General features: G+C 65.2%; 16 protein-coding genes. 11 read left to right on the top strand and 5 right to left on the bottom strand.

Features of this window, described 5'->3' with window-relative positions; translation table 11 throughout:
* Positions 1–55 precede the first annotated feature (55 nt).
* The 8 genes from B4U45_RS05655 (at position 56) to B4U45_RS05620 (ending at position 14973) form a co-directional block, all read left to right on the top strand.
* Positions 56–1528 carry a WS/DGAT/MGAT family O-acyltransferase gene (locus tag B4U45_RS05655; protein ID WP_075548473.1) on the top strand — a complete coding sequence of 491 codons (1473 nt, stop codon included), beginning with the start codon at positions 56–58 and terminating at the stop codon, positions 1526–1528.
* Complete coding sequence (locus B4U45_RS05650; RefSeq protein WP_075548388.1) at positions 1525–3303, top strand: HAD-IB family hydrolase/lysophospholipid acyltransferase family protein; 1779 nt, start codon at positions 1525–1527, stop codon at positions 3301–3303. The genes B4U45_RS05655 and B4U45_RS05650 overlap by 4 nt, the downstream gene beginning before the upstream one ends.
* Positions 3300–5690 (top strand): glycerol-3-phosphate 1-O-acyltransferase, encoded by a 2391-nt coding sequence (locus B4U45_RS05645; protein ID WP_075548387.1) that lies wholly within the window; start codon positions 3300–3302, stop codon positions 5688–5690. Before B4U45_RS05650 ends, B4U45_RS05645 begins: the two co-directional genes overlap by 4 nt.
* Positions 5691–6599: 909 nt before the next feature.
* Positions 6600–7115: a single-stranded DNA-binding protein gene (locus B4U45_RS05640; protein WP_036392933.1), complete on the top strand. Its 516-nt coding sequence runs from the start codon at positions 6600–6602 to the stop codon at positions 7113–7115.
* 77 nt (positions 7116–7192) lie between these two features.
* Positions 7193–8869 carry an energy-dependent translational throttle protein EttA gene (gene ettA, locus B4U45_RS05635; protein WP_063470914.1) on the top strand — a complete coding sequence of 559 codons (1677 nt, stop codon included), beginning with the start codon at positions 7193–7195 and terminating at the stop codon, positions 8867–8869.
* A gap of 184 nt (positions 8870–9053) precedes the next feature.
* On the top strand, positions 9054–13877 hold the full coding sequence (locus tag B4U45_RS05630; protein WP_075548386.1) for an NAD-glutamate dehydrogenase: 4824 nt from the start codon (positions 9054–9056) through the stop codon (positions 13875–13877).
* Positions 13874–14290, top strand: a complete 417-nt coding sequence (locus tag B4U45_RS05625; protein ID WP_075548385.1) for an acyl-CoA thioesterase — start codon at positions 13874–13876, stop codon at positions 14288–14290. Before B4U45_RS05630 ends, B4U45_RS05625 begins: the two co-directional genes overlap by 4 nt.
* 8 nt (positions 14291–14298) lie before the next feature.
* Positions 14299–14973, top strand: a complete 675-nt coding sequence (locus tag B4U45_RS05620; protein ID WP_075548472.1) for a DUF8010 domain-containing protein — start codon at positions 14299–14301, stop codon at positions 14971–14973.
* Positions 14974–14989: 16 nt separating this feature from the next.
* On the opposite strand, the gene B4U45_RS05615 is transcribed toward B4U45_RS05620, so the two are convergent.
* From B4U45_RS05615 to B4U45_RS05600, 4 genes are all read right to left on the bottom strand, one after another.
* Complete coding sequence (locus B4U45_RS05615) at positions 14990–15586, bottom strand: class I SAM-dependent methyltransferase (RefSeq protein WP_075548384.1); 597 nt, start codon at positions 15584–15586, stop codon at positions 14990–14992.
* 10 nt (positions 15587–15596) lie between these two features.
* Complete coding sequence (locus B4U45_RS05610) at positions 15597–17186, bottom strand: glycoside hydrolase family 13 protein (RefSeq protein ID WP_075548383.1); 1590 nt, start codon at positions 17184–17186, stop codon at positions 15597–15599.
* Positions 17186–17581 (bottom strand): globin, encoded by a 396-nt coding sequence (locus B4U45_RS05605; RefSeq protein ID WP_075548471.1) that lies wholly within the window; start codon positions 17579–17581, stop codon positions 17186–17188. The genes B4U45_RS05610 and B4U45_RS05605 overlap by 1 nt, the downstream gene beginning before the upstream one ends.
* 73 nt (positions 17582–17654) lie before the next feature.
* Positions 17655–18392, bottom strand: coding sequence for a hypothetical protein (locus tag B4U45_RS05600; protein WP_075548382.1), 738 nt, complete (start codon positions 18390–18392; stop codon positions 17655–17657).
* 220 nt (positions 18393–18612) lie between these two features.
* Here B4U45_RS05600 and B4U45_RS05595 point away from each other — a divergent pair, with 220 nt between their 5' ends.
* From B4U45_RS05595 to B4U45_RS05585, 3 genes are all read left to right on the top strand, one after another.
* On the top strand, positions 18613–19287 hold the full coding sequence (locus B4U45_RS05595) for an HNH endonuclease (protein WP_075548381.1): 675 nt from the start codon (positions 18613–18615) through the stop codon (positions 19285–19287).
* Positions 19288–19350: 63 nt separating this feature from the next.
* A complete protein-coding gene (gene ctaJ, locus B4U45_RS05590) occupies positions 19351–19578 on the top strand; it encodes an aa3-type cytochrome oxidase subunit CtaJ (protein WP_075542532.1) in 228 nt (75 codons plus the stop codon).
* Positions 19565–20032 (top strand): DUF5130 domain-containing protein, encoded by a 468-nt coding sequence (locus B4U45_RS05585; RefSeq protein ID WP_075548380.1) that lies wholly within the window; start codon positions 19565–19567, stop codon positions 20030–20032. The genes ctaJ and B4U45_RS05585 overlap by 14 nt, the downstream gene beginning before the upstream one ends.
* A gap of 77 nt (positions 20033–20109) precedes the next feature.
* On the opposite strand, the gene pepN is transcribed toward B4U45_RS05585, so the two are convergent.
* Complete coding sequence (pepN, locus tag B4U45_RS05580) at positions 20110–22713, bottom strand: aminopeptidase N (protein ID WP_075548470.1); 2604 nt, start codon at positions 22711–22713, stop codon at positions 20110–20112.
* Positions 22714–22858 lie beyond the last annotated feature (145 nt).

The raw sequence follows: 22858 nt of genomic DNA, 5'->3' as shown, positions 1-22858 counted from the left end.
ATGGCGGTGACAAGGTTGGCGCGTCGAGTTATCCAATCCTGGTGGGGTCGTGACCATGGCTGAGCCGGTCGAGGCCGCCGAATTGTCCAACGACCTGGGACCGGTCGACTATTTGCTGCATCGCGGCGAAGCCAATCCGCGGACCCGTTCGGGGATCATGGCGCTGGAACTACTCGACGCCACGCCGGACTGGGACCGTTTCCGGACCCGCTTCGAAAACGCCTCCCGGCGGGTGTTGCGGCTGCGGCAAAAGGTCGTGGTTCCGACGCTGCCGACCGCGTCGCCGCGTTGGGTGGTCGATCCCGACTTCAATCTCGACTTCCATGTACGTCGGGTGCGCGTCGCCGAACCCGGCACGCTGCGACAAGTTTTCGATCTCGCCGAGGTGATTCTGCAGTCGCCGCTGGACATCTCGCGGCCATTGTGGACAGCCACACTGGTCGAGGGCCTGGCCGATGGCAAGGCCGCGATGCTTCTTCATGTCAGCCACGCTGTCACCGACGGTGTCGGTGGTGTCGAGATGTTCGCTGAAATCTACGACTTGGAGCGGGAACCACCGCCGAGGCCGACGCCACCGCAACCCATTCCGCAGGATCTGTCGCCTAACGACTTGATGCGCGAGGGCATCAACCATTTACCCATGGCCATCGTCGGCGGCCTTTTGGGCGCGCTGTCCGGGGCGGTGTCGGTGGCCGGGCGAGCGGTTCTGGATCCCGTCTCCACGGTGTCCGGAATCGTGGGCTACGCGATGTCGGGCGTTCGGGTGTTGAACCGCGCCGCCGAGCCGTCGCCGCTGCTGCGGCGGCGTAGCCTGACCACCCGCACCGAGGCGATCGACATCCGGCTCTCCGAACTGCACCGGGCCGCCAAGGCAGGTGGCGGGTCGATCAACGACGCCTACCTCGCGGGCGTGTGCGGCGCGCTGCGGCGTTACCACGAGGCCCACGGCCTGCCGATCAGCACCTTGCCGATGGCGGTGCCGGTGAACTTGCGGGCCGAAGGCGCTTCAGCCGGCGGCAATCAATTCACGGGAGTCAACTTGGCGGCGCCCATCGGCACCGTCGATCCGGTGACCCGGATGAAGAAGATCCGTGCCCAGATGACGCAGCGCCGCGACGAGCCCGCGATGAACATCGTCGGGTCCATCGCGCCGGTGTTGAGCATCTTGCCCACAGCCGTCCTCGAAGGGATTACCGGCTCGGTGGTGGGTTCGGACGTGCAGGCCAGCAATGTCCCGGTCTACCCCGGCGACACCTTCGTCGCCGGTGCAAAGATATTGCGGCAGTACGGCATCGGCCCGCTGCCGGGTGTGGCCATGATGGTGGTCCTGATATCGCGGGGCGGCTGGTGCACCATCACCGCGCGCTACGACCGGGCATCCGTGCGAAACGACGACTTGTTCGCCCAGTGCCTGCTCGAGGGTTTCGACGAGATCTTGGCGCTGGCCGGTGAGCCCGCACCGCGGGCGATTCCGGCATCCTTCACCGCCCCGGCCGGTGCGGCGTCTCGTTCGGTGTCGGGCTCATGAGCATGTCGCAATCTCAAGGCGAACAGCGCGAGACCGGCAAGCCTGGCGGCGACTTGCGGTTACCCGGATCGGTGGCCGAGATCATGGCCAGCGCTGCGGGGCCGAAGGTCGGCGCGTTTTTCGATCTCGACGGGACGTTGGTCGCGGGCTTTACCGCCGTCATCCTCACCCAAGAACGGCTGCGCCGCCGCGATATGGGTGTCGGCGAGCTGCTCAGCATGGTCCAGGCCGGTCTGAACCATACGCTGGGACGCATCGAGTTCGAGGATCTCATCATCAAGGCGTCTTCGGCGCTGCGGGGACGGCAGTTAAGCGATTTGGAGGAGATCGGTGAGCGGCTGTTTCACCAGCGGATAGAGCCCCGGATCTATCCGGAAATGCGTGAGCTGGTTCGGGCCCATATGGCGCGTGGGCATACCGTGGTCCTGAGCTCCTCGGCGCTGACCATCCAGGTCGAACCGGTGGCCCGTTTCCTGGGCATCACCAACATGCTCACCAACAAGTTCGAGGTCAATGCAGACGGACTGCTTACCGGCGATGTGGTGCGGCCGATCTTGTGGGGGCCCGGCAAAGCCGCAGCGGTACAGCGTTTTGCGGCCGAACACGGCATCGACCTCAAGGACAGCTACTTCTACGCCGACGGGGACGAGGACGTCGCCCTGATGTACTTGGTCGGCAATCCGCGGCCGACCAACCCCGAAGGCAAGATGGCCGCCGTCGCCAAACGCCGCGGCTGGCCGATTCTGAAGTTCAACAGCCGCGGCGGTGTGGGTCTGCGGCGGCAGCTGCGAACACTCGCCGGTTTCAGCACGATGTTCCCGGTCGCGGCCGGGGCGGTAGGCCTCGGTGTGCTGACCGGTAGCCGGCGGCGTGGGGTGAACTTCTTCACTTCCAACTTCTCCCAGTTGTTGCTCGCCACCAGCGGCGTACACCTGAATGTGATCGGAAAGGAAAACCTGACCGCCCAGCGTCCGGCGGTCTTTATCTTCAACCACCGCAACCAAGTTGACCCGGTTATCGCCGGAGCGCTGGTACGCGACAACTGGGTTGCGGTGGCCAAGAAGGAATTGCAGAACGACCCGATTATGGGCACCCTCGGCAAGCTACTGGACGGGGTGTTCATCGACCGCGACGACTCGGCGGCCGCGGTGGAGACGCTGCACACCGTCGAGGACCGCGCCAGAAACGGGTTGTCGATCGTGATCGCGCCCGAGGGCACCCGGTTGGACACCACCGAAGTCGGGCCCTTCAAGAAGGGTCCCTTCCGGATCGCGATGGCGGCGGGAATCCCCATCGTGCCCATCGTGATTCGCAATGCCGAGATCGTCGCCTCGCGAAACTCCACGACGATCAATCCCGGCACGGTCGACGTCGCGGTCTTTCCGCCGATCCCGGTCGACGACTGGTCTCTCGACACACTGCCGGACCGCATTGCCGAGGTGCGCCAGCTGTATCTGGACACCCTGAAGAACTGGCCGGTCGACGAGCTGCCCGAAGTCGACTTGTCCGCAGAGCAAAAGGCGGCAAAGAAAGCACAGGCCGCGAAGAAGCAACCGGCCAAGAAGGCCCCGGCCAGAAGCGCGGCGAAGAAGCAACCAGCCAAGAAGGCTCCGGCCAAGAGCGCTGCAAAGAAGGCCGCGAAGACCACATCGGGCAAAGCGAACCCCCGCCGTGAGTCGAAGATCGCCGTCACCGATGGTGAGATTCAACAGCCGGGCACTGACCAAGCCGATGCCCCCGAATCGTCGAGCTCTGGGCCCAAAGGACTGCCGTGACCAAACCGGTCGCCGACACCAGCGCAGTCCTCACGGCTGAAGACACGCTGGTGCTGGCTTCGATGGAGTCGCCGGTCGAGATGCAGCTGATCATGCGTTGGCTGGATGAACAGCGGACCCGTCATCCCGAGGCGAAATTCGACGTTCTGAGGCTGCCACCCCGCAATGCTCCACCGGCGGCGCTGACCGCACTCGCCGAGCAGCTCGGGTGCGGGCCCGAAGCTGACTCCGAATGTCTCGAGGACCGATCGATCGTGCCGGTGCGGGTGTTCTGGCTGCCGCCACCGGATCGCAGCAGAGTGGCCAAGGTGGCAGGGCTGCTTCCGGGCCGGGATCCTTACCACCCCAACGCACGTCAGCAGCGCCGCATCCTGCGCTCGGACCCACGGCGGGCCAGGGTGGTGGCCGGGGAGGCCGCCACGGTCTCCGAGTTGCGCCAACAGTGGCGAGACACCACCGTCGGCAACAACAAACGCGATTTCGCCCAGTTCGTCACCCGAAGGGCAATCCTGGCGTTGGCACGTGCCGAATACCGGATCCTCGGGCCGCAATACAAGTCTCCGCGGCTGGTGAAGCCAGAGATGTTGGCGTCAGCGCGGTTTCGTGCCGGGCTGAAGCAAATACCCGGTGCCACCCTCGAAGAGGCCGGTAGAATTCTCGATGAACTGGCCACCGGTTGGAGTCAGGTGTCGGTAGACCTGATTTCCGTCCTGGGCAAGATGATCAGCCGCGGTTTCGATCCCGAATTCGACTATGACGAATACCAGGTCGCGGCCATGCGCTCCGCGCTGGAATCGCACCCGGCGGTCTTGCTGTTCTCCCACAGGTCTTATATCGATGGCGCGGTGATACCGGTGGCCATGCAGGACAACAGGTTACCGCCGGTCCACATGTTCGGCGGCATCAACCTATCGTTCGGCGTGATGGGTCCCCTGATGCGTCGTTCGGGGATGATCTTCATCCGGCGCAATATCGGCGATGATCCGCTGTACAAGTATGTGCTCAGGGAGTACGTCGGCTACGTCGTCGAGAAGCGCTTCAATCTGAGTTGGTCCATTGAAGGTACCCGGTCTCGCACCGGAAAGATGTTGCCGCCCAAGCTGGGACTGATGACCTATGTGGCCGACGCCTACCTTGACGGTCGCAGCGAAGATATTTTGCTGCAAGGGGTGTCGATCTGCTTCGACCAGTTGCACGAGATCGCCGAATACGCCGCCTACGCGCGCGGTGCGGAGAAGACGCCTGAGGGTTTCAGCTGGCTCTACCGGTTTATCAAGGCGCAGGGGGAGCGCAACTACGGCAAGATCTATGTCCGTTTCCCCGAAGCGGTTTCGATGCGACAGTATCTCGGCGAACCGAATGGTCCGCTGGCTGATGACCCGGCCGCGAAACGGCTTGCGTTGCAAAAGATGACGTTTGAGGTGGCATGGCGGATCTTGCAGTCGACGCCGGTGACCGCGACCGGGCTGGTGTCTGCGTTGCTGCTTACTACCCGCGGGACCGCGCTGACGCTCGATCAGCTGCACCACACCCTGCAGGATTCACTTGACTACCTGGAGCGCAAGCAGACCCCGATGTCGACAAGTACGCTGCGGCTGCGTTCGCGCGAAGGAGTGCGCGCGGCGGTCGACGCATTGTCCAACGGACACCCGGTCACCCGGGTGGACAGCGGCCGGGAAGCGGTGTGGTACATAGCGCCCGACGATGAACTGGCGGCGGCGTTCTACCGGAACTCGGTTATCCATGCCTTCCTGGAGACTTCGATCGTCGAACTGGCGCTCGCCCATGCCCGGCACACCGACGGTGACCGCATGGCCGCTTTCTGGGACCAGGCGATGCGGTTGCGCGATCTGCTCAAATTTGACTTCTATTTCGCCGATTCGGCAGCGTTTCGTGCCAACATCGCCGAAGAGATGGCCTGGCACCAAGGTTGGGAGAGCCAAGTCGCCGCCGGCGCCGACGGGATCGACGCGATCCTTTATGCCAAGCGGCCGTTGATGTCGGATGCGATGCTGCGGGTGTTCTTCGAGGCCTATGAGATTGTCGCCGACGTGTTGCGCGACGCTCCTGCTGATATCGGGCAGAAGGAACTGACCGAATTGGCGCTCGGGGTCGGCCGCCAGTACGTGGCCCAGTCGCGAGTGCGCAGCAGCGAGCCGGTGTCGACGCTGCTGTTCGCCACTGCGCGCCAGGTTGCCGTCGATCAGGACCTGATCGGGCCCGCTTCGGACCTGTTGGAACGCCGGATCGCCTTCCGGCGCGAACTGCGAAACATTCTGCACGACTTCGACTACGTCGAAAAGGTCGCGCGCAACAAGTTCATCGCCCGCGAGTTCCAAGCGCGTCGGGGACACGCCGAAGAGAAATCGTCGAGCACCGTCCAGTAGCCGGCCGGGCGGCGACGCCGGGCCCTGCACAGGATCCGCGGGCGCAGTCCCATGTCGCGGCAATCGCAGCCGTCCCACAAGTTTGTCTCGCTTGGCTCAAATGAGTGCACACGGTCGGGGCTACGTCGCATTGGTCGCAACCGTCACCATGTGTTTCCTGCGTCGGTCGACTTGCGATGTGCCCCGCTCACCCGGGAATTCGTGGTGACCACGAATGTGGGGTTCAACGATATGCTCTTGCGCAGCCTTGGATAGCTGGCGCTGTTTTCGGCACACTTGGGCTCTGTTTTCGGCACGCCGATACCGCACCTTCACTCAAACCTCTCGTGGTAGTAGGCGTTCGGGGGATGTCGCACGTGCTCACCGTATCGGCTGTCATGTCGTCGTTTCGAGTGTGCAGTGACGGCTTTGGCTGTGTGTGTAGGGCGGTAACCGCCGCGATCGGCCGCCCTGACGGCACACTCGGCGCCGCCAGCGCACACTCGGCGCCCTGACGGCACACTCGGCGCATCAGCAAGCGAATCCGCGATCAAAGGACTGTAGCGACCCGGTGCTGCGAATCGTGACTAACTCGGGTCGCAACTGTCCCACTGTTTGTGATCGGTTCTGACGTCTTGCCCGGCTACCGGCGACAAGTTAAGGCGCACAACGGAATTGTCGCTGATTGGGCACAACTCACCTAGCCGCCGGTGCCAAGCGGTGTAACTGGTGGCACTCGGGCCATGGCGAAAGCGGGGCTGCTGTCCCCCAGTTATCCCCAGTTCCGGCCTTTTCCACAGGCCTACCTCGCCAGGGCTCTCGCCGGCGCCGTTAGTCGCTGGTTTGTCGGTGACCCGGGGCTCAATGGGCATCAGCGCGAGTACTACCTCGCACCAATGGGACACGAATGGGAAAGGAATGTGGAGTCACATGTTTGAAACGCAGCTGACCGTCGTCGGTCACATCGTCAACGACCTCCAGCGCCGGAAGGTCGGAGACCAAGAGGTCGTCAAGTTCCGGGTAGCCAGCAATTCACGTCGACGCACCAGCGACGGTGGTTGGGAGCCGGGCAACTCGCTGTTCATCACCGTGAACTGCTGGGGCAGGCTGGTCAGCGGGGTAGGCGCGGCGCTGGGCAAGGGTGCGCCGGTGATCGTGGTGGGCCACGTGTACACCAGCGAGTACGAGGACCGCGACGGCAATCGCCGGTCCTCGTTGGAGATGCGGGCGACGTCAGTCGGTCCAGACCTCTCGCGGGTCTTCGTGCGAATCGAGAAGCCCAGCTACACTGGCCCGAGTTCCGAGAACGCTCCGGCAGCCGGAATGACAGGGCAGTCCGGGACCGTCGTGAACGACGACTACCTCGCGGCCCGGGTTGATTCCGTCCCGGACGCGGCTGCCGCCCAGAACGCCGCCGACCACACCGCGCTACCGCTGTCGGCTTGATGCCGGTAGGCGGTGCCTAGGATGGTCGGCGGGATAACCCGGATAACCCGGCAAGACCAGAAAGGCAATACCGCGGCATGGCTGAGTTCATCTACACGATGAAAAAGGTCCGCAAGGCGCACGGCGACAAGGTGATCCTCGACGACGTCACGTTGAGTTTCTACCCCGGTGCCAAGATCGGTGTGGTCGGTCCGAACGGGGCCGGTAAGTCGAGCGTCTTGCGGATCATGGCCGGTCTGGACAAGCCGAACAATGGTGACGCTTTCCTGGCTACCGGGGCCACCGTCGGCATCCTGCAACAGGAGCCGCCGCTGAATGACGAAAAGACAGTTCGGGGCAACGTTGAAGAGGGCTTGGGGGACATCAAGGTCAAGCTCGACCGATTCAACGAGGTCGCCGAATTGATGGCCACCGACTACTCCGACGAGTTGATGGAGGAGATGGGCCGACTCCAGGAGGTATTGGACCACGCCGACGCGTGGGACCTGGATTCGCAACTGGAGCAGGCGATGGACGCCCTGCGCTGCCCGCCACCCGACGAGCCGGTGACCAACTTGTCCGGAGGTGAACGTCGCCGCGTCGCATTGTGCAAGCTCTTGCTGTCAAAGCCCGACTTGTTGCTACTCGACGAGCCCACCAACCACCTGGACGCCGAAAGCGTGCAGTGGCTCGAACAGCATCTCGCCGTCTATCCCGGCGCTATCTTGGCCGTCACCCATGACCGCTACTTCCTGGACAACGTCGCCCAATGGATCCTGGAACTGGATCGGGGCCGTGCCTACCCCTACGAAGGCAACTACTCGACCTACCTCGAGAAGAAGGCCGAGCGGATCGCGGTGCAGGGCCGCAAGGACGCCAAGCTGCAAAAGCGTCTGCAGGACGAGCTGGCCTGGGTTCGCTCCGGCGCCAAGGCGCGCCAGGCCAAGAGCAAGGCGCGCCTGCAGCGCTACGAGGAGATGGCCGCCGAGGCGGAGAAAACCCGCAAGCTTGACTTCGAAGAGATTCAGATCCCGGTGGGACCGCGACTGGGCAACGTGATCGTCGAGGTCGATCATCTCGACAAGGGCTATGGCGGACGCACGCTGATCAAGGACCTGTCCTTCACTTTGCCGCGCAACGGCATCGTCGGCGTCATCGGGCCCAACGGCGTCGGCAAGACCACACTGTTCAAGACCATCGTCGGGCTCGAAGAACCGGACAGCGGCACGGTCAAGATCGGCGAAACCGTCAAGCTGAGCTACGTCGATCAGGCCCGGGCCGGCATCGATCCGAAGAAGACCGTGTGGGAGGTCGTGTCCGACGGCCTGGATTACATCGAGGTCGGTCAAAACGAGATACCGTCGCGGGCCTATGTGTCGGCGTTCGGTTTCAAGGGTCCGGATCAGCAGAAGCCGGCCGGGGTGCTTTCGGGTGGCGAACGCAACCGGCTCAACCTTGCGCTGACCCTCAAGCAGGGCGGCAACCTGATCCTGCTGGACGAACCGACCAATGACCTGGACGTCGAGACCCTGAGCTCATTGGAGAACGCCCTGGTGAACTTCCCCGGCTGTGCCGTGGTGATCTCGCACGATCGCTGGTTCCTCGACCGCACCTGCACCCACATCCTGGCGTGGGAAGGTGATGCCGACAACGAGGCCAAGTGGTTCTGGTTCGAGGGGAACTTCGGCGCCTACGAGGAAAACAAGGTGGAACGGCTCGGTATCGAAGCCGCGCGTCCACACCGAGTTACCCACCGGAGGCTGACGCGCGACTAGTGTCAGGTCTGCCGGCCCCACGACGATGTGGCCGGTGCGGCCGTTGAGGAGTGGGGCCAATTGAACCGGGTCCCACGACGATGCGGCCGGTACGGGTGTTGAGGAGTGGGGCCAATTGAACCGGGCCCCACGACGATGCGGCCGGTACGGGTGTTGAGGAGTGGGCCAAGTGAAAGCAGTCGGTATGACGAGCGATCCCGAAGTTAAGCAGGATGTCGGGGCATGGACCACGTTCACCCGGTCCGCTGACGTCCCTGACTGGATCTCGCAGGCCTATCTGGAGAGCTACCGGGGCCAATCGGACGACGGGTCGCAGAGCCCCGACTCGCTGCTGACGCCGCGCATGTTGGGTGCGCACTATCGGCTCGGTCAGCACCGCGCGGCCGGTGAGAGCTGTGTCGCGGTGTATCACGCGGACGATCCGGAGGGATTCGGGCCGGCGCTGCAGGTGGTCGCCGAGCACGGCAGCATGCTGATGGACTCGGTGACGGTGCTGCTACACCGGCTCGGGGTGGGCTACACCGCCATCATGACGCCGGTGTTCGATGTGCGCCGCAGCCCCGCCGGTGAGCTGTTGCGCATCGAACCCAAAGCGGCTGGCGCGTCACCGTATACCGGCGAGGCCTGGATTTTCGTCCAGCTCGCGCCCTCGGTGGACCGCAACGCCCTGACCGAAGTCGAACGGCTGTTACCGAGGGTCCTGGCCGACGTCCAGCGGGTAGCGACGGATGCGGCGGCGATGATCGCCACCCTGAGCGAATTGGCCGTGGCGGTCGACACTGACACCGAGGGCCACTATGCGGCACCGGATCGTCAGGAGGTCGCGGCGTTACTGCGCTGGTTGGGCAATGGCAACTTTCTGCTGCTGGGTTACCAGCCCTGCCGGGTCGACGAGGGCATGGTCATTGGCGACGGGTCCAGCGGCCTCGGCGTGCTGCGGGCGCGGGCAGGCATCCGGCCCCGGCTGACCGATGAAAACAAGTTGCTGGTCTTGGCGCAGGCACGTGTCGGCAGCTACCTGCGTTACGGCGCTTACCCCTATGCCATCGCGGTGCGCGAGTACGTCGGCGATGGCAGCGTAACCGAGCATCGCTTCGTCGGGCTGTTCACAGTCGCCGCCATGAACGCCGATGTCCTGGAAATCCCGGCGATTTCGCGCCGGGTTCGGGAGGCCCTCGAGTTGGCCGGCAGCGACCCAACCCACCCGGGTCAGCTGTTGCTCGATGTCATCCAGACCGTCCCGCGCCCCGAGCTTTTCACCCTGAGCGCCGAGCGGCTGTTGGAGATGGCCAAAGCCGTGGTGGACCTTGGATCCCAGCGACGCGCTTTGTTGTTCCTGCGGGTGGATCGGCTGCAGTTCTTCGTCTCGTGCCTGGTCTACGTGCCGCGCGATCGCTACACCACGGCTGTGCGCTTGCAGATCGAGGACATCCTGGTCCGCGAGTTCGGCGGGACGCGACTGGAATTCACCGCACGGGTCAGTGAATCGCCTTGGGCTCTGATGCATTTCATGGTCCGGTTGCCCGAAAAGGACGACGCGGCCTCCCCGCCCGGCTCGGTGGACGTATCCGAGGCCAACCGGCTCCGGATCCAGGCGCTGCTGAGCGAGGCCGCGCGCACCTGGGCCGACCGGCTGATCGGCGCGGCGGCGGACGGCTCCGTCGGACACAACGACGCCGAGCATTATGCGGCTGCCTTCTCCGAGGCCTACAAGCAGGCGGTCAGTCCGACCGATGCCATAAACCACATCGCCATCATCAACGAGCTGACCGACGACTCGGTCAAGCTGGTGTTCTCCGACCGCGACGAACAGGGCCTCGCGCAGCTGACCTGGTTCCTCGGCGGATCCACCGCCTCGCTCAGCGAGCTACTGCCGATGCTGCAGAGTATGGGTGTCGAGGTGCTCGAAGAGCGGCCGTTCACGGTGACCCGTCCCGACAGGCTGCCGGTGTGGATCTATCAGTTCAAGATCTCGCCGCATCGAACCATCCCGCGCGCGACGACGACCACCGAACGGGACGCGGCCGCACAACGGTTCGCCGATGCGGTCACCGCAATCTGGCAGGGCAGGATCGAAATCGACCGGTTCAACGAACTCGTGATGCGCGCGGGGCTGACCTGGCAGCAAGTTGTCGTGCTGCGCGCTTACGCCAAGTACCTACGGCAGGCCGGCTTCCCCTACAGCCAGTCCTATATCGAATCGGTGCTCAACGAGCATGCCTCGACCGCACGCTCGCTGGTGACTCTGTTCGAGGCAATGTTCGATCCCAGGCCGGCGGGCTCGCGGCGCGACGCGCAGGCGGCCGCGGCCGCTGTGGCCGCCGACATCGACGCGGTGGTGGGTCTGGACACCGACCGCATCCTGCGCGCCTTCGCCTCGCTGGTTCAGGCCACATTGCGGACCAATTACTTTGTGACACGACAGAGTTCGGCCCGGAGCCGCAATGTGCTGGCGGTCAAGCTGGACGCGCAGTTGGTCGACGAGCTGCCGCTGCCGCGCCCCAAGTTCGAAATCTTCGTGTACTCGCCGCGGGTGGAAGGCGTGCACCTGCGGTTCGGTCCGGTCGCGCGCGGCGGCTTGCGCTGGTCGGATCGCCGCGACGACTTCCGCACCGAGATCCTGGGCCTGGTCAAGGCGCAGGCGGTGAAGAACGCCGTCATCGTGCCGGTCGGCGCCAAGGGCGGATTCGTCGTCAAGCGGCCGCCGCTGCCCACCGGCGACGCGGCCGCCGACCGCGATGCCACCCGCGCCGAGGGTGTGGCGTGCTACCAGCTGTTCATTTCCGGATTGCTCGACGTCACCGACAACGTCGACCACGCGACCGGAAAAGTCAGCCCACCGCCGGAGGTGGTGCGTCGCGACGGCGACGATGCCTACCTGGTGGTGGCCGCCGACAAAGGCACCGCCACGTTCTCCGACATCGCCAACGACGTCGCCAAGTCCTACGGGTTCTGGTTGGGTGACGCGTTCGCCTCCGGCGGATCGGTGGGCTACGACCACAAGGCCATGGGTATCACCGCCAGGGGTGCCTGGGAGGCCGTCAAACGACACTTCCGGGAAATCGGGGTCGACACGCAGACCGAGGACTTCACCGTCGTCGGCGTCGGCGACATGAGTGGCGACGTATTCGGCAACGGCATGCTGCTCAGCAAGCACATCAGGTTGGTCGCCGCCTTCGATCACCGGCACATCTTCCTCGACCCGGACCCAGACGCCGCCGCCTCCTGGGAGGAACGGCGGCGGATGTTCGAGCTGCCCCGATCAAGCTGGGACGACTACGACATGTCGCTGATCAGCGAGGGCGGCGGCGTCTACAGCCGCGAGCAGAAGGCCATTCCGATCAGCCCGCAGGTCCGTGCCGCGCTCGGCATCGACACCGACGTCACCGAGATGTCGCCACCCAACCTGATCCGCGCGATTCTGCAGGCGCCGGTCGACCTGCTGTTCAACGGCGGCATCGGCACCTACATCAAGGCGGAGTCGGAATCGGACTCCGATGTCGGCGATCGGGCCAACGACCCGGTGCGGGTCAACGCCAACCAGGTGCGGGCCAAGGTGATCGGCGAAGGCGGCAACCTCGGGGTCACGGCGCTGGGCCGCGTCGAATTCGATCTGTCGGGGGGCCGGATCAACACCGACGCGATGGACAACTCCGCCGGCGTGGATTGCTCCGACCATGAGGTCAACATCAAGATCCTGATCGATTCGCTGGTCACCGCGGGCAAGGTCAAAGCCGACGAACGCAAACAGCTGCTGGAGTCGATGACCGACGAGGTGGCTCGGCTGGTGCTCACCGACAACGAGGACCAGAACGACCTGATGGGCACCAGCCGCGCCAACGCGGCCAGCCTGTTGCCGGTGCACGCCGACCAGATCAGGCACTTGGTGGCCGAGCGGGGACTCAACCGGGAATTGGAGGCGCTGCCGTCGGAGAAAGAGATTGCGCGGCGGGCCGAGGCGGGTATCGGCCTGACCTCGCCCGAGTTGGCTACGTTGATGGCCCACGTCAAGCTGGCACTCAAAGAGGAGGTGCTGACCACCGAGCTGCCCGATCAGGATGTATTCGCGTCCCGATTGCCCGATTATTTTCCGCGGCCGTTACGGGAACGGTTCACCCCGGAGATCCGCTCGCACCAGCTGCGTCGCGAGATCGTCACCACGATGCTGATCAACGATCTGGTGGACAATGCCGGTATCAGCTACGCATTCCGGCTCGCCGAGGATGTCGGAGTAACCCCGATCGACGCGGTGCGCACCTACGTCGCCATCGACGCCATCTTCGGGGTGAACCACCTCTGGCGGCGGATCCGCGCGGCGAATTTGCCGGTCGCACTGTCGGACCGGCTGACGCTCGATACCCGTCGGCTGATCGACCGGGCCGGACGCTGGCTGCTCAACTATCGTCCGCAGCCGCTGGCCGTGGGCGCCGAGATCAACCGTTTCGCCGCGAAGGTCAAGGCCATGACGCCGCGCATGTCGGAGTGGTTGCGCGGCGACGACAAAGCCATCGTCGAGAAGGAAGCGGCTGATTTCACCGCACAAGGCGCACCCCACGACTTGGCCTATCGGGTCGCCGTGGGCCTGTACCGCTACAGCTTGCTCGACATCATCGACATCGCCGACATCATCGAGATCGACACGGCTGAAGTCGCCGACACCTACTTCGCCCTGATGGACCGGTTGGGCACCGATGGGCTGTTGACTGCGGTCTCCGAGCTTCCCCGCAACGATCGCTGGCAAGCGTTGGCGCGGTTGGCGATCCGCGACGACATCTACGCCTCGCTGCGGGCGTTGTGTTTCGACGTGCTGGCCGTCGGCGAACCCGACGAAAGCGGGGAGCAGAAGATCGCCGAGTGGGAGCACATCAGCGCATCCCGGGTGGAGCGGGCTCGCCGCACGCTCAACGAAATCCGGGAATGCGGCGCGAAAGACCTCGCGACGCTGTCGGTGGCGGCGCGTCAAATCCGCCGGATGACCCGCACCAGCGGGCGCGGGGCGTCCGCATGAGTGTCGGTTTCGTCGCGCCGGTGCCGGTGCGCTGGTCCGACATCGACATGTACCAGCACGTCAACCACGCCACCATGGTCACCATCCTGGAAGAGGCGCGCGTTCCGTTTCTCAGGGACGCCTTCGCGGCCGACATCACCACCACCGGCCTGCTCATCGCCGACGTCCGGGTCAGCTACAAAGGTCAACTGCGGCTTTCCGATTCGCCGCTGCAAGTGACGATTTGGGTGAAGCGGCTGCGCGCGGTGGACTTCACCCTGGGTTACGAAGTACGGTCGGTCAACGCGGAACCGGACTCGAAGCCGGCCGTCCTCGCCGAGTCACAGCTGGCCGCGTTCCATATCGAAGAACAGCGGTTGGTCCGACTGTCCCCACATCATCGGGAGTATCTGCAACGGTGGCTTCGCGAATAGGGGAAGCGTTGGCGGGGGGAACCGGGGGCGGAGGCGAGCGCGGCCTGTGGCTGACTGACCCGGCGCATCGCGCGGATCTGGCCACGTTCGTCGAGCGTGCGATGCGACTCGACGACGCGGCGATCATTCGTATCCGGGCACGATCGGCTGGATTGCTGACGGCTTGGGTGGCAACGGGTTTCGACGTGCTGGCCAGCCGGGTGGTGGCCGGCAGAGTGCGGCCCGACGATTTTTCGGTGGGGGCAGCCGGATTGGCGCGCGGACTGGAGGCGATGGACACGTCGGGATATGTCGATCCAGGTTATGGAATGGACTCGGCGTGGCGCGGTGCGCTGCCCCCGGAGTCCGGTTTCGTCCACCTCGACGACGTGCCGGCCCGGGTGATGCTGGATCTGGCGGCGACCGGCGCGCGGCTGGCCAAGGAATACGGCAGTTCTCAGGGTCCGCCGGCCTCGCTGCTGGATCAAGAGGTGATCCAGGTCAGTTCCGGCGATGTCGTCGTCGGGCTACCGATGCGCTGTGTGTTCGCTTTGACCGCAATGGGTTTCCTGCCGCAGCCGGCGGAGGTGATCGACGCCGACGAGATGATCCGGGTCCGGGTGCTGCCGACCTGGTTGCGGCTCGACGCCCGCTTCGGGTCGGTGTACCGGCGGCGCGGTCATCCCGCTCTGGTGCTGCGCTGACGCGAGAGGGCTTTTGCTAGGGCGGATTTCGCCAGTGCAGACGGTACCGGTAGTACAGGCCCCGTCGGAGTTGGGCGTTGGGGAGAACCTCGTTGGCTACCTGCCGGATCTGATCGAAGTTTTCGTGTGGCTCGGTGACCGGTACGCCGATGTCACGGGTCTCGCCATGAAGGCGCGATCCGATGCGAACGATGGGCATGCAGAGCAGGGACCACGCCCGGTCGCGGATCGTCGTGTTCGCCGCAAGCCCCACGACGGCCAGCTCGCCGCCGGGCTTGAGCAGTCGGCGCGCTTTGGCCAGCGCTTCTCGTAGTGGCTGGTGATGAATGCTGGCCACGAATACGATGACATCAAAGCTTTGCTCGGGTGCGGTAAAGCCCTGAAAGTCGCAGCGGTCGACCGATGTATTGGTCGTCGAGTGCAGCCGCAGACGTGCCCGCTCGAGTGTGGCATCGTCAGGTTCGATGCCGACGACTCGCTGCGATACCGCCGCGAGCCGTTGCACCAGCAGGCCCTCACCGCACCCCACATCCAAGACGTCGCCGTGGTGTTGCGCTGCGATATCGACCAGCCATGGGTGATAGGCGGTGTTGTGGTTCCAGTAGTCCGCCATGCTGTGCGGGCTAAATCAACCAGGCCGCGGTGTCCGGCGGCAGCTGTCCGTCGACCAACGGCCCGCTCGCCATGAGCAGCTCACCCGGCGGCAGGGTCGTCGGGTGACGGCCCGCATTCAAAGCGCACATCAGTCCGCCGCCACGCCGCCGGAATATCAGCGCACCGTCGGGCGCGTCCAGCCAATCGAGTTGGCTGCCCTCGAATTCGGTTCGCGCTCTTCGCAATTCGAGTGCCCTCCGAAAGAACGACAACGTCGAATCGGGATCTGCGCGTTGCATCTCGACGGTCAACGCGGCCCATTCGCGCGGTATCGGTAACCAGGTGTCGGCGCACGTCGAAAACCCGAATGGGGGAGCGTCGCCCGACCACGGCAGCGGAACCCGGCACCCGTCGCGGCCGCGCTCGGTGTGGCCGGAGCGTTTCCACGTCGGGTCCTGCAGCGCCTCGTCGGGCAGGTCCACATCGGGCAGCCCCAGTTCCTGACCGTTGTAGAGAAATACCGCGCCCGGCAGGGCGAGCATGACCATCGCCATTGCCCGCGCCCGGCGCAGCCCAGCCGCGCCGCCGCCGTAGCGGGTGACCTCCCGTCCCACATCGTGGTTGGCCAGCGTCCAGGTAGGCGTGGCGTTTTCTATCGCCGCAGCCGCCAGCGAGTTCTGCACGGCGTCGTGGATCTCGATGGCGTCGAACTCGGTGCGGGTCAGCCGGAAGTTGAAGCCGAGGTGCAGTTCGTCGGGCCGTACATATTCGGCCCATCGGGTGTTGTCCTGCACCCAGACCTCGCCGACGGTGACCGCCCCCGGATAGTCGTCGATAACCGCGCGGATATCGCGGTGAATCGCATGTACCTGCGGGCGGTTGAAACGCGGGTCGTCATCGGTGTGGCGCAAGATCTTGGCTTCGTCGGCGGCGTCGGGCAGACCAGCGGGCTTGGCCATGCCATGGGCCACGTCGATGCGGAACCCGTCCACCCCGCGTTCCAACCAGAAGCGCAGTGTCTTCTCGAAGTCGTCGAAAACCTCTGGGTTGTCCCAGTTGAGGTCGGGCTGCTCGGCGTCGAAGAGGTGCAGATACCACTGGCCTGGGTTGCCGTCCGGTTCGGTCACCCGGGTCCATGCCGGTCCGCCGAAGACCGACTCCCAGTTGTTCGGCGGCAGCGACCCGTCCGGGCCCCGGCCGTCGCGAAAGAAATAGCGATCCCGCGCGTCGGTGCCAGGACCGGCGGCCAGCGCCGCTTGAAACCACGGGTGCTGGGAGCTGGTGTGGTTGGGCACCACGTCCATGGTGACCTTGATGCCGCGCTGATGTGCGGCCGTGACCAGTCGTTCGAACGCTGCCATCCCGCCGAAAAGCGGATCGATGTCCCGAGGGTTGGCAACGTCATAACCGTGGTCGGCCATCGGCGAGACGGTGACCGGGTTGATCCAGATACCGTCGATACCGAGCTGCTGCAAATATTCCAAGCGTGCCGTGAGCCCGTCGAGGTCACCAACCCCGTCTCCGTCGCTGTCGGCGAACGAGCGCGGATACACCTGGTAGAACACCGCGTCCGACCACCACGACCGCGGCTGATCTTCTCGATCCACTGCGGCGGCCATCAAAACGCGGAGTTCACCAACGAGTGGGCTGCCATCTCGAGATAGGCGAGCAACTCGCGGCGGCGCTCGTCGTCCAGGGTCTGTGCGTCGATGGAGGCGACCGCGGTGTGCATGCACCGCAACCAGGCGTCGCGCTCGATCGGCGTGATCCGAAACGGCATGTGCCGCATCCGCAGCCGGGGATGCCCGCGCTGTTCGGAGTAGGTTCGCGGGCCGCCCCAATATTGCTCGAGGAACATCCGCAGTCGTTCTTCGGCGCCCGATAGGTCCTTCTCGGGATAGAGCGGACGCAGGATCTCGTCTTCGGCGACCTGTTCGTAGAAGCGTGACACGATCGCGTCGAACGTCTTGGCGCCGCCCACGGCGTCGTAGAAGGATTGTTGTTGCGGTTCCATTGCTTCCATTGTGGTCTATGAATCGCCGACGTCGCGTGATGTCGATCTCACCTTCGCCTCCGGTCCGAGCATCCTAGAGATTGGAGCCAAATCGTCGCTTGGCGCTCGCCATGTCGGCAGCAAGCCGGTCCAACAGGTCGCGCAGCGGCGACGGCGGCAGGCCTGCGCCACCCGTTTCGAAAGTGCTCAGTTCGACCCCGGCCTTGGCGCACTCGATGAAAGACCAGGGTATCCCCGGTTCGTCGGCACCCAACCGTTCGGCGATCGTGGCCACCGAACGCTCCTGCACCGCAGCCATCTCCGCGAGCACCGACATGAGGCGATGCTCGTAGCGGGCGCGGCGCATAGTGGCCTCGTCGCCCGCCAAGTGTTGAGCTGCTGTCCCGATGCTGACGCAGCCGTCTGATGCCACCGCGAAGCCTTCCCGGCTTGCGGCGGCCGCGATCTCCAACCTTTTCCCGTCGAGGTGCTGCATTCCGCAAATGCAGTCATCTATCGCGCGCAGTGCGCCTTGGAGCCGTTCGGGCAGTTCTCGGCGCCGAGGCTCCGCGCGATCGGCGGCATCTCGTTCAGCCAATCCTTTCGCTATCCCGCGCTTGGCGTCCAGCGCGGCTTGCCGGGATCGGGAGAAACTCAGCGCTGCCGGCAACTGTGGATCCGGCTCGGTGATTTCGATGACGCGATTCATCGAGGCGAGCAGTTCCGCCACGGCGGCACGGGGAGTGAGCGGGTTCCGCGCGGTGTGGCGGTAGCGTTCTGCGGTCGTGTCCTGATCACCGGGATCGCCTGAAGGACCCGAATCACCCGGCATGTCGTCAGCTCCTGTTCTTGACCGGCGGATAAGCGCAGCGGGATTTCGACAAGTGATGCCAGTGTTGCACTCCGCTACCGCCGCTGCCGGCGCCTAGCGGCGGTATCCGTCGGGCAGGGATCAGCTGGCACCCCGGTGTTCACCCGATCGACACGGCGTGGTCCAGGCAATTGGCGTGCGGTCGGCAATAAATCATGGTGGACTGTTCCGCGGAGGATCTATGGCGCAGGGCAAAAAGCGCCGCGGCCATCGCAATGGCGGTGCCGCGGCAGGTGGAACAGGGCCTGCAATCGCGTCATGCCTGCACAGTGCCCACTCCCACCGACCCGCCCTGGGTGTCGAAACCCATCCACCCAACCGCTCAGAAAGCGCATCGATCTGGAACCGCCGGCGGGTATTGCTGCTGAATTCCACCTACGAGCCGCTCACCGCGTTGCCGATGCGGCGGGCGGTCGTCATGGTGATCTGCGGTAAGGCTGACGTGGTACACGACGATCCCGACGGTCCGGTCATCCACTCGGCGACCAGCTCGATCGTGGTGCCATCGGTCATCCAGCTGCGAACCTACGTCCGGGTTCCCTACCGGGCCCGCGTCCCGATGACCCGTGCTGCGCTGATGCACCGCGATCGCTTCTGCTGCGCCTATTGCGGGGCAAAGGCAGATACCGTCGACCATGTGGTGCCGCGCAGCCGGGGGGGTGAGCACTCGTGGGAGAACTGCGTCGCGTGCTGCTCGACATGCAATCACCGCAAGGGCGACAAGCTGCTGACCGAACTCGGCTGGTCACTGCGCCGCAAGCCGCTGCCGCCGACCGGGCAGCACTGGCGGCTGCTGTCCACGGTCAAAGAGCTGGACCCGTCGTGGGAGCGATACCTCGGTGAAGGCGCAGCCTGATTTTCTGCTGTCCTCAGTGCCCTGACCGGCCTTCGGTGGGATACGGTTTGCGTCGTGAACGCTATGGAGATTCACCTCTTGTTCGTCGGAATCCCGCTGTTGCTGGTGGTCGTGCTGGCATTGATGATCTTCACCCGCAAGGGACCGCACCCGGCGACCTATGAAATGTCGGAGCGTTGGACACATCCACCGATCCTGTGGGCCGCGACCGACGAAGACGTCGGTGGCTCCCACGGCGGACATGGTTCGTCAGAGTTCTCGGTTGGAGGTGGCGCCAGTGGCACATGGTGACGTTGCGACGATCGAACCCACCGATCTGCCGAAGGGCTGGGTGATCACCAGCAGCGGCCGGATCTCCGGGGTCACCGAGCCCGGAGACCTGTCGGTGCACTATCCGTTCCCGACCAAGGACCTCGTGGCTTTGGACGACGCGCTGGTCTACAGCTCGCGGGCGTCCAAGGCTCGCTTCGCCGTCTACCTGGGTGATCTCGGTGGGGACACCGCCGCACGGGCGCGGGAGATTCTGGCGAAGGTGCCCACCCCCAACGACGCGGTGCTGATCGCGGTTTCACCCAACCAGTCCGTCATCGAGGTGGTCTACGGCTCGGGGTTGCGAGGTCGCGGTGCCGAGTCGGCTGCGCCGCTCGGCGTGGCCGCCGCGTCGTCGGCATTCGAGCAGGGTCACCTGATCGACGGGCTGATCAGCGCGATCCGCGTAATCAGTGCCGGGATCTCGGCGGCGTAGTTCCAGCCGCGCGCGACCGTGCGCGGTCGCACGCACCTGCGGCGGTTCGCGATGCAGGCGCGGACGCTACCTGCGCGCTATTCGGCCGCGTCGAATCGCCGGGCCCGCAGCGACCGTTTGACGCCGGCTTGGCCCTCCAGCACCAGCCGGCGCAACGGCGGCGGCAGCTCGGAGTCCGGGGCGGACAAGAAGTTGTCGGCGGCGGCGATGCCGTCCTCGCTGATGTCGGAACCGGGATACAGCCCGATCACCACCGATTGGGCGACCTCGCTGGATCGCCGTGCCCACACTGCCGGGATCGCCTCGAAATAACGTGGTGTGAACGGCTTGAGCAGTTCAGCTTGCCCCGGCGCGGCGATGCCGGCGATGATCGCGCGGCTGGTCGCGTTGGCCAGGGTGTCGTCTTCGACCACGGTGGTGAAGGCCCTCTCCTTGACCTCGAATTGCGGCCGCGCTGCCCGGGCCTGGGCGGCGTACCGCTTGCCGGTGGCGGTCGGGTCGCGCTGTTCTTCGGCATCGATCCTCGGTGACTGCGGCCCGTCGGCGTCAATGACGCCCGCGGTTGCCAGCGCGATCACGATGCGCCACCGCAGGTCGGTGTCGACGACCAAGCCCGCCAGTCCCACTTCGGCGGGGTCACCGTCGAGCAGCGCGGCCACGGTTTCGACGTGGCGAGGCGACAGCACCGACCCGCACAACGCGTTGACGAAGGCCAGCTGATGATCGGAGCCGGCCGCGGCGTCGCGGGCCAATTCCAGTAGCCGGTCGGCAAACTGCGGCCAACCATCCTCACGCGCCCAGCCCGGTTCGGCGTAGGAACCCAGCGCCGTCTGCGCCTGCATCAGCAACCGCTGCGCCACGCCGACCTCGGTCTCGGCGTACACACCGCCTGACACCAGCGCCACGAACTCGCGGGCGCGCAACTCGGCCTCGCGGGTCATCTCCCACGCCGCCGACCACACCAGGCTGCGGGGCAGCGGCTCGGCGATGTCGGCGATCCGCTGCAGCGCTGTCCGCAGCGACTCGGCGTCCAGTCGCAGCGAGCAGTAGGTCAGGTCGTCGTCGTTGACCAGAATCAGCTTGCCGCGCGGAATGCCAACCAGCGCAGGCACTTCCGATTCCGCACCGGCGACGTCGAGTTCCTCGCGGTGCACCCGGACCAGTTTGCCCGACCCGCTGGCGACATCGTCGTCGTAGATGCCCACCGCCAGCCGGTGCACCCGGGTCTCACCCGCGCCCGGCGCGGCCCCGCTCTGCCGCACCGCAAACCGGGTGAAGCTACCGTCGACGTCGACGTCAAAGTCCGGCCGCAGCGTGTTGAGCCCGGTGGTCTTCAGCCACTGCTGACCCCAGGTCGACAGATCGCGGCCGGAAGCCTTTTCCAGCGCGGCAATCAGATCCTCGAACGTGGCGTTGCCGAAGGCGTGGGCGCGGAAGTAGTCGCGCAGCCCGGCCAGGAAATGCTCCAGCCCGACGTAGGCGACCAGCTGTTTGAGCACCGACGCGCCTTTGGCGTAGGTGATGCCGTCGAAGTTCACCTCAACCGCGGCCAGGTCGGGAATATCGGCGGCGATCGGGTGCGTCGACGGCAGTTGGTCCTGGCGGTAGGCCCAGGACTTTTCGACGGTGGCGAATGTCGTCCAGGCCTCGGTGAACTCGGTCGCCTCGCTTTGGCACAGCACCGACGCGAAGGTGGCGAAGGACTCGTTGAGCCACAGGTCGTCCCACCATTTCATGGTGACCAGGTCGCCGAACCACATGTGCGCCATCTCGTGCAGTACCGTCTCGGCGCGCCGCTCGTAGGAGGCGCGGGTGACCTTGCTGCGGAACACATAGTCTTCGAGGAAGGTCACCGCGCCGGCGTTTTCCATCGCACCGGCGTTGAATTCGGGCACGAACAGCTGGTCGTACTTGCCGAACGCATAGGGAAGCCCAAAGTGCGTGTGGTAGAAGCCAAATCCCTGCTTGGTCTGGGTGAACAACCGCTCGGCGTCCATATATTGCGCCAACGACGCCCGGCAGTAGAGGCCCAGCGGGATCTCGCCGTGCTCGTCGCGGTAGGTGTCATGCCAGGCGGCGTACGGTCCGGCGATCAGCGCCACCAGATAGGTGCTCATCGGCGGGGTGGTGGCAAAGGTGTGCACCCCGTCGTCCGCCCCATTGTCTACCGGGGTGGCGGCGGCGTTGGAGATCACCTTCCAGTGCCGGGGCGCGGTGACCCGCAGCTCGAACGTGGCCTTGAGGTCGGGCTGGTCGAAGCAGGCGAACATCCGCTTGGCGTCGGCGGTTTCGAACTGCGAGTACAGGTACGTCTCGCCGTCGACGGGGTCGACGAAGCGGTGCAAACCTTCGCCGGTGTTGGAGTAGCGGCAGTCGGCGTCGATGATGACGACGTTGCGGTGGGCCAGCCCCCGCAGCGGGATCCCGGTCGACTCGTCGTAGCCGGAGACGTCCAGTTCCGCGCCATTGAGGCTGGCGCTGCGGACGGTGTCGGCGGCGATGTCGATCACCGTGTCGGCGCCGGCGAGCGCGTCGAATACCACCGTGGTGGTGGATCGGAAAGTCTGTTCGCCTGGCCCGCCATGCCCGTCGGTCAGATCGAGGTTGATCTGGTAGCTGTCGACGGTGATCAGGGCGGCGCGTTCGATTGCTTGTTCGCGGGTGAGATTCGGAAGGGCCACGGGCTCCAACATATCGGCTGGCGCTACCGGTTCCGACGGATCCTGGTTGCGGTGGCGCCGCGTCGCCGTGACCCTGGGAACACCCGAACCGCGGCCGTGGTTGTGCTGGACGGTGTTCTCACCGTCTTCGAACTTTGCAGGAGAG

This window comes from Mycobacterium persicum, assembly GCF_002086915.1.
GTDB classification, from domain to species: Bacteria; Actinomycetota; Actinomycetes; order Mycobacteriales; family Mycobacteriaceae; genus Mycobacterium; species Mycobacterium persicum.
This window is presented reverse-complemented; position numbering and strand designations above follow the sequence as displayed.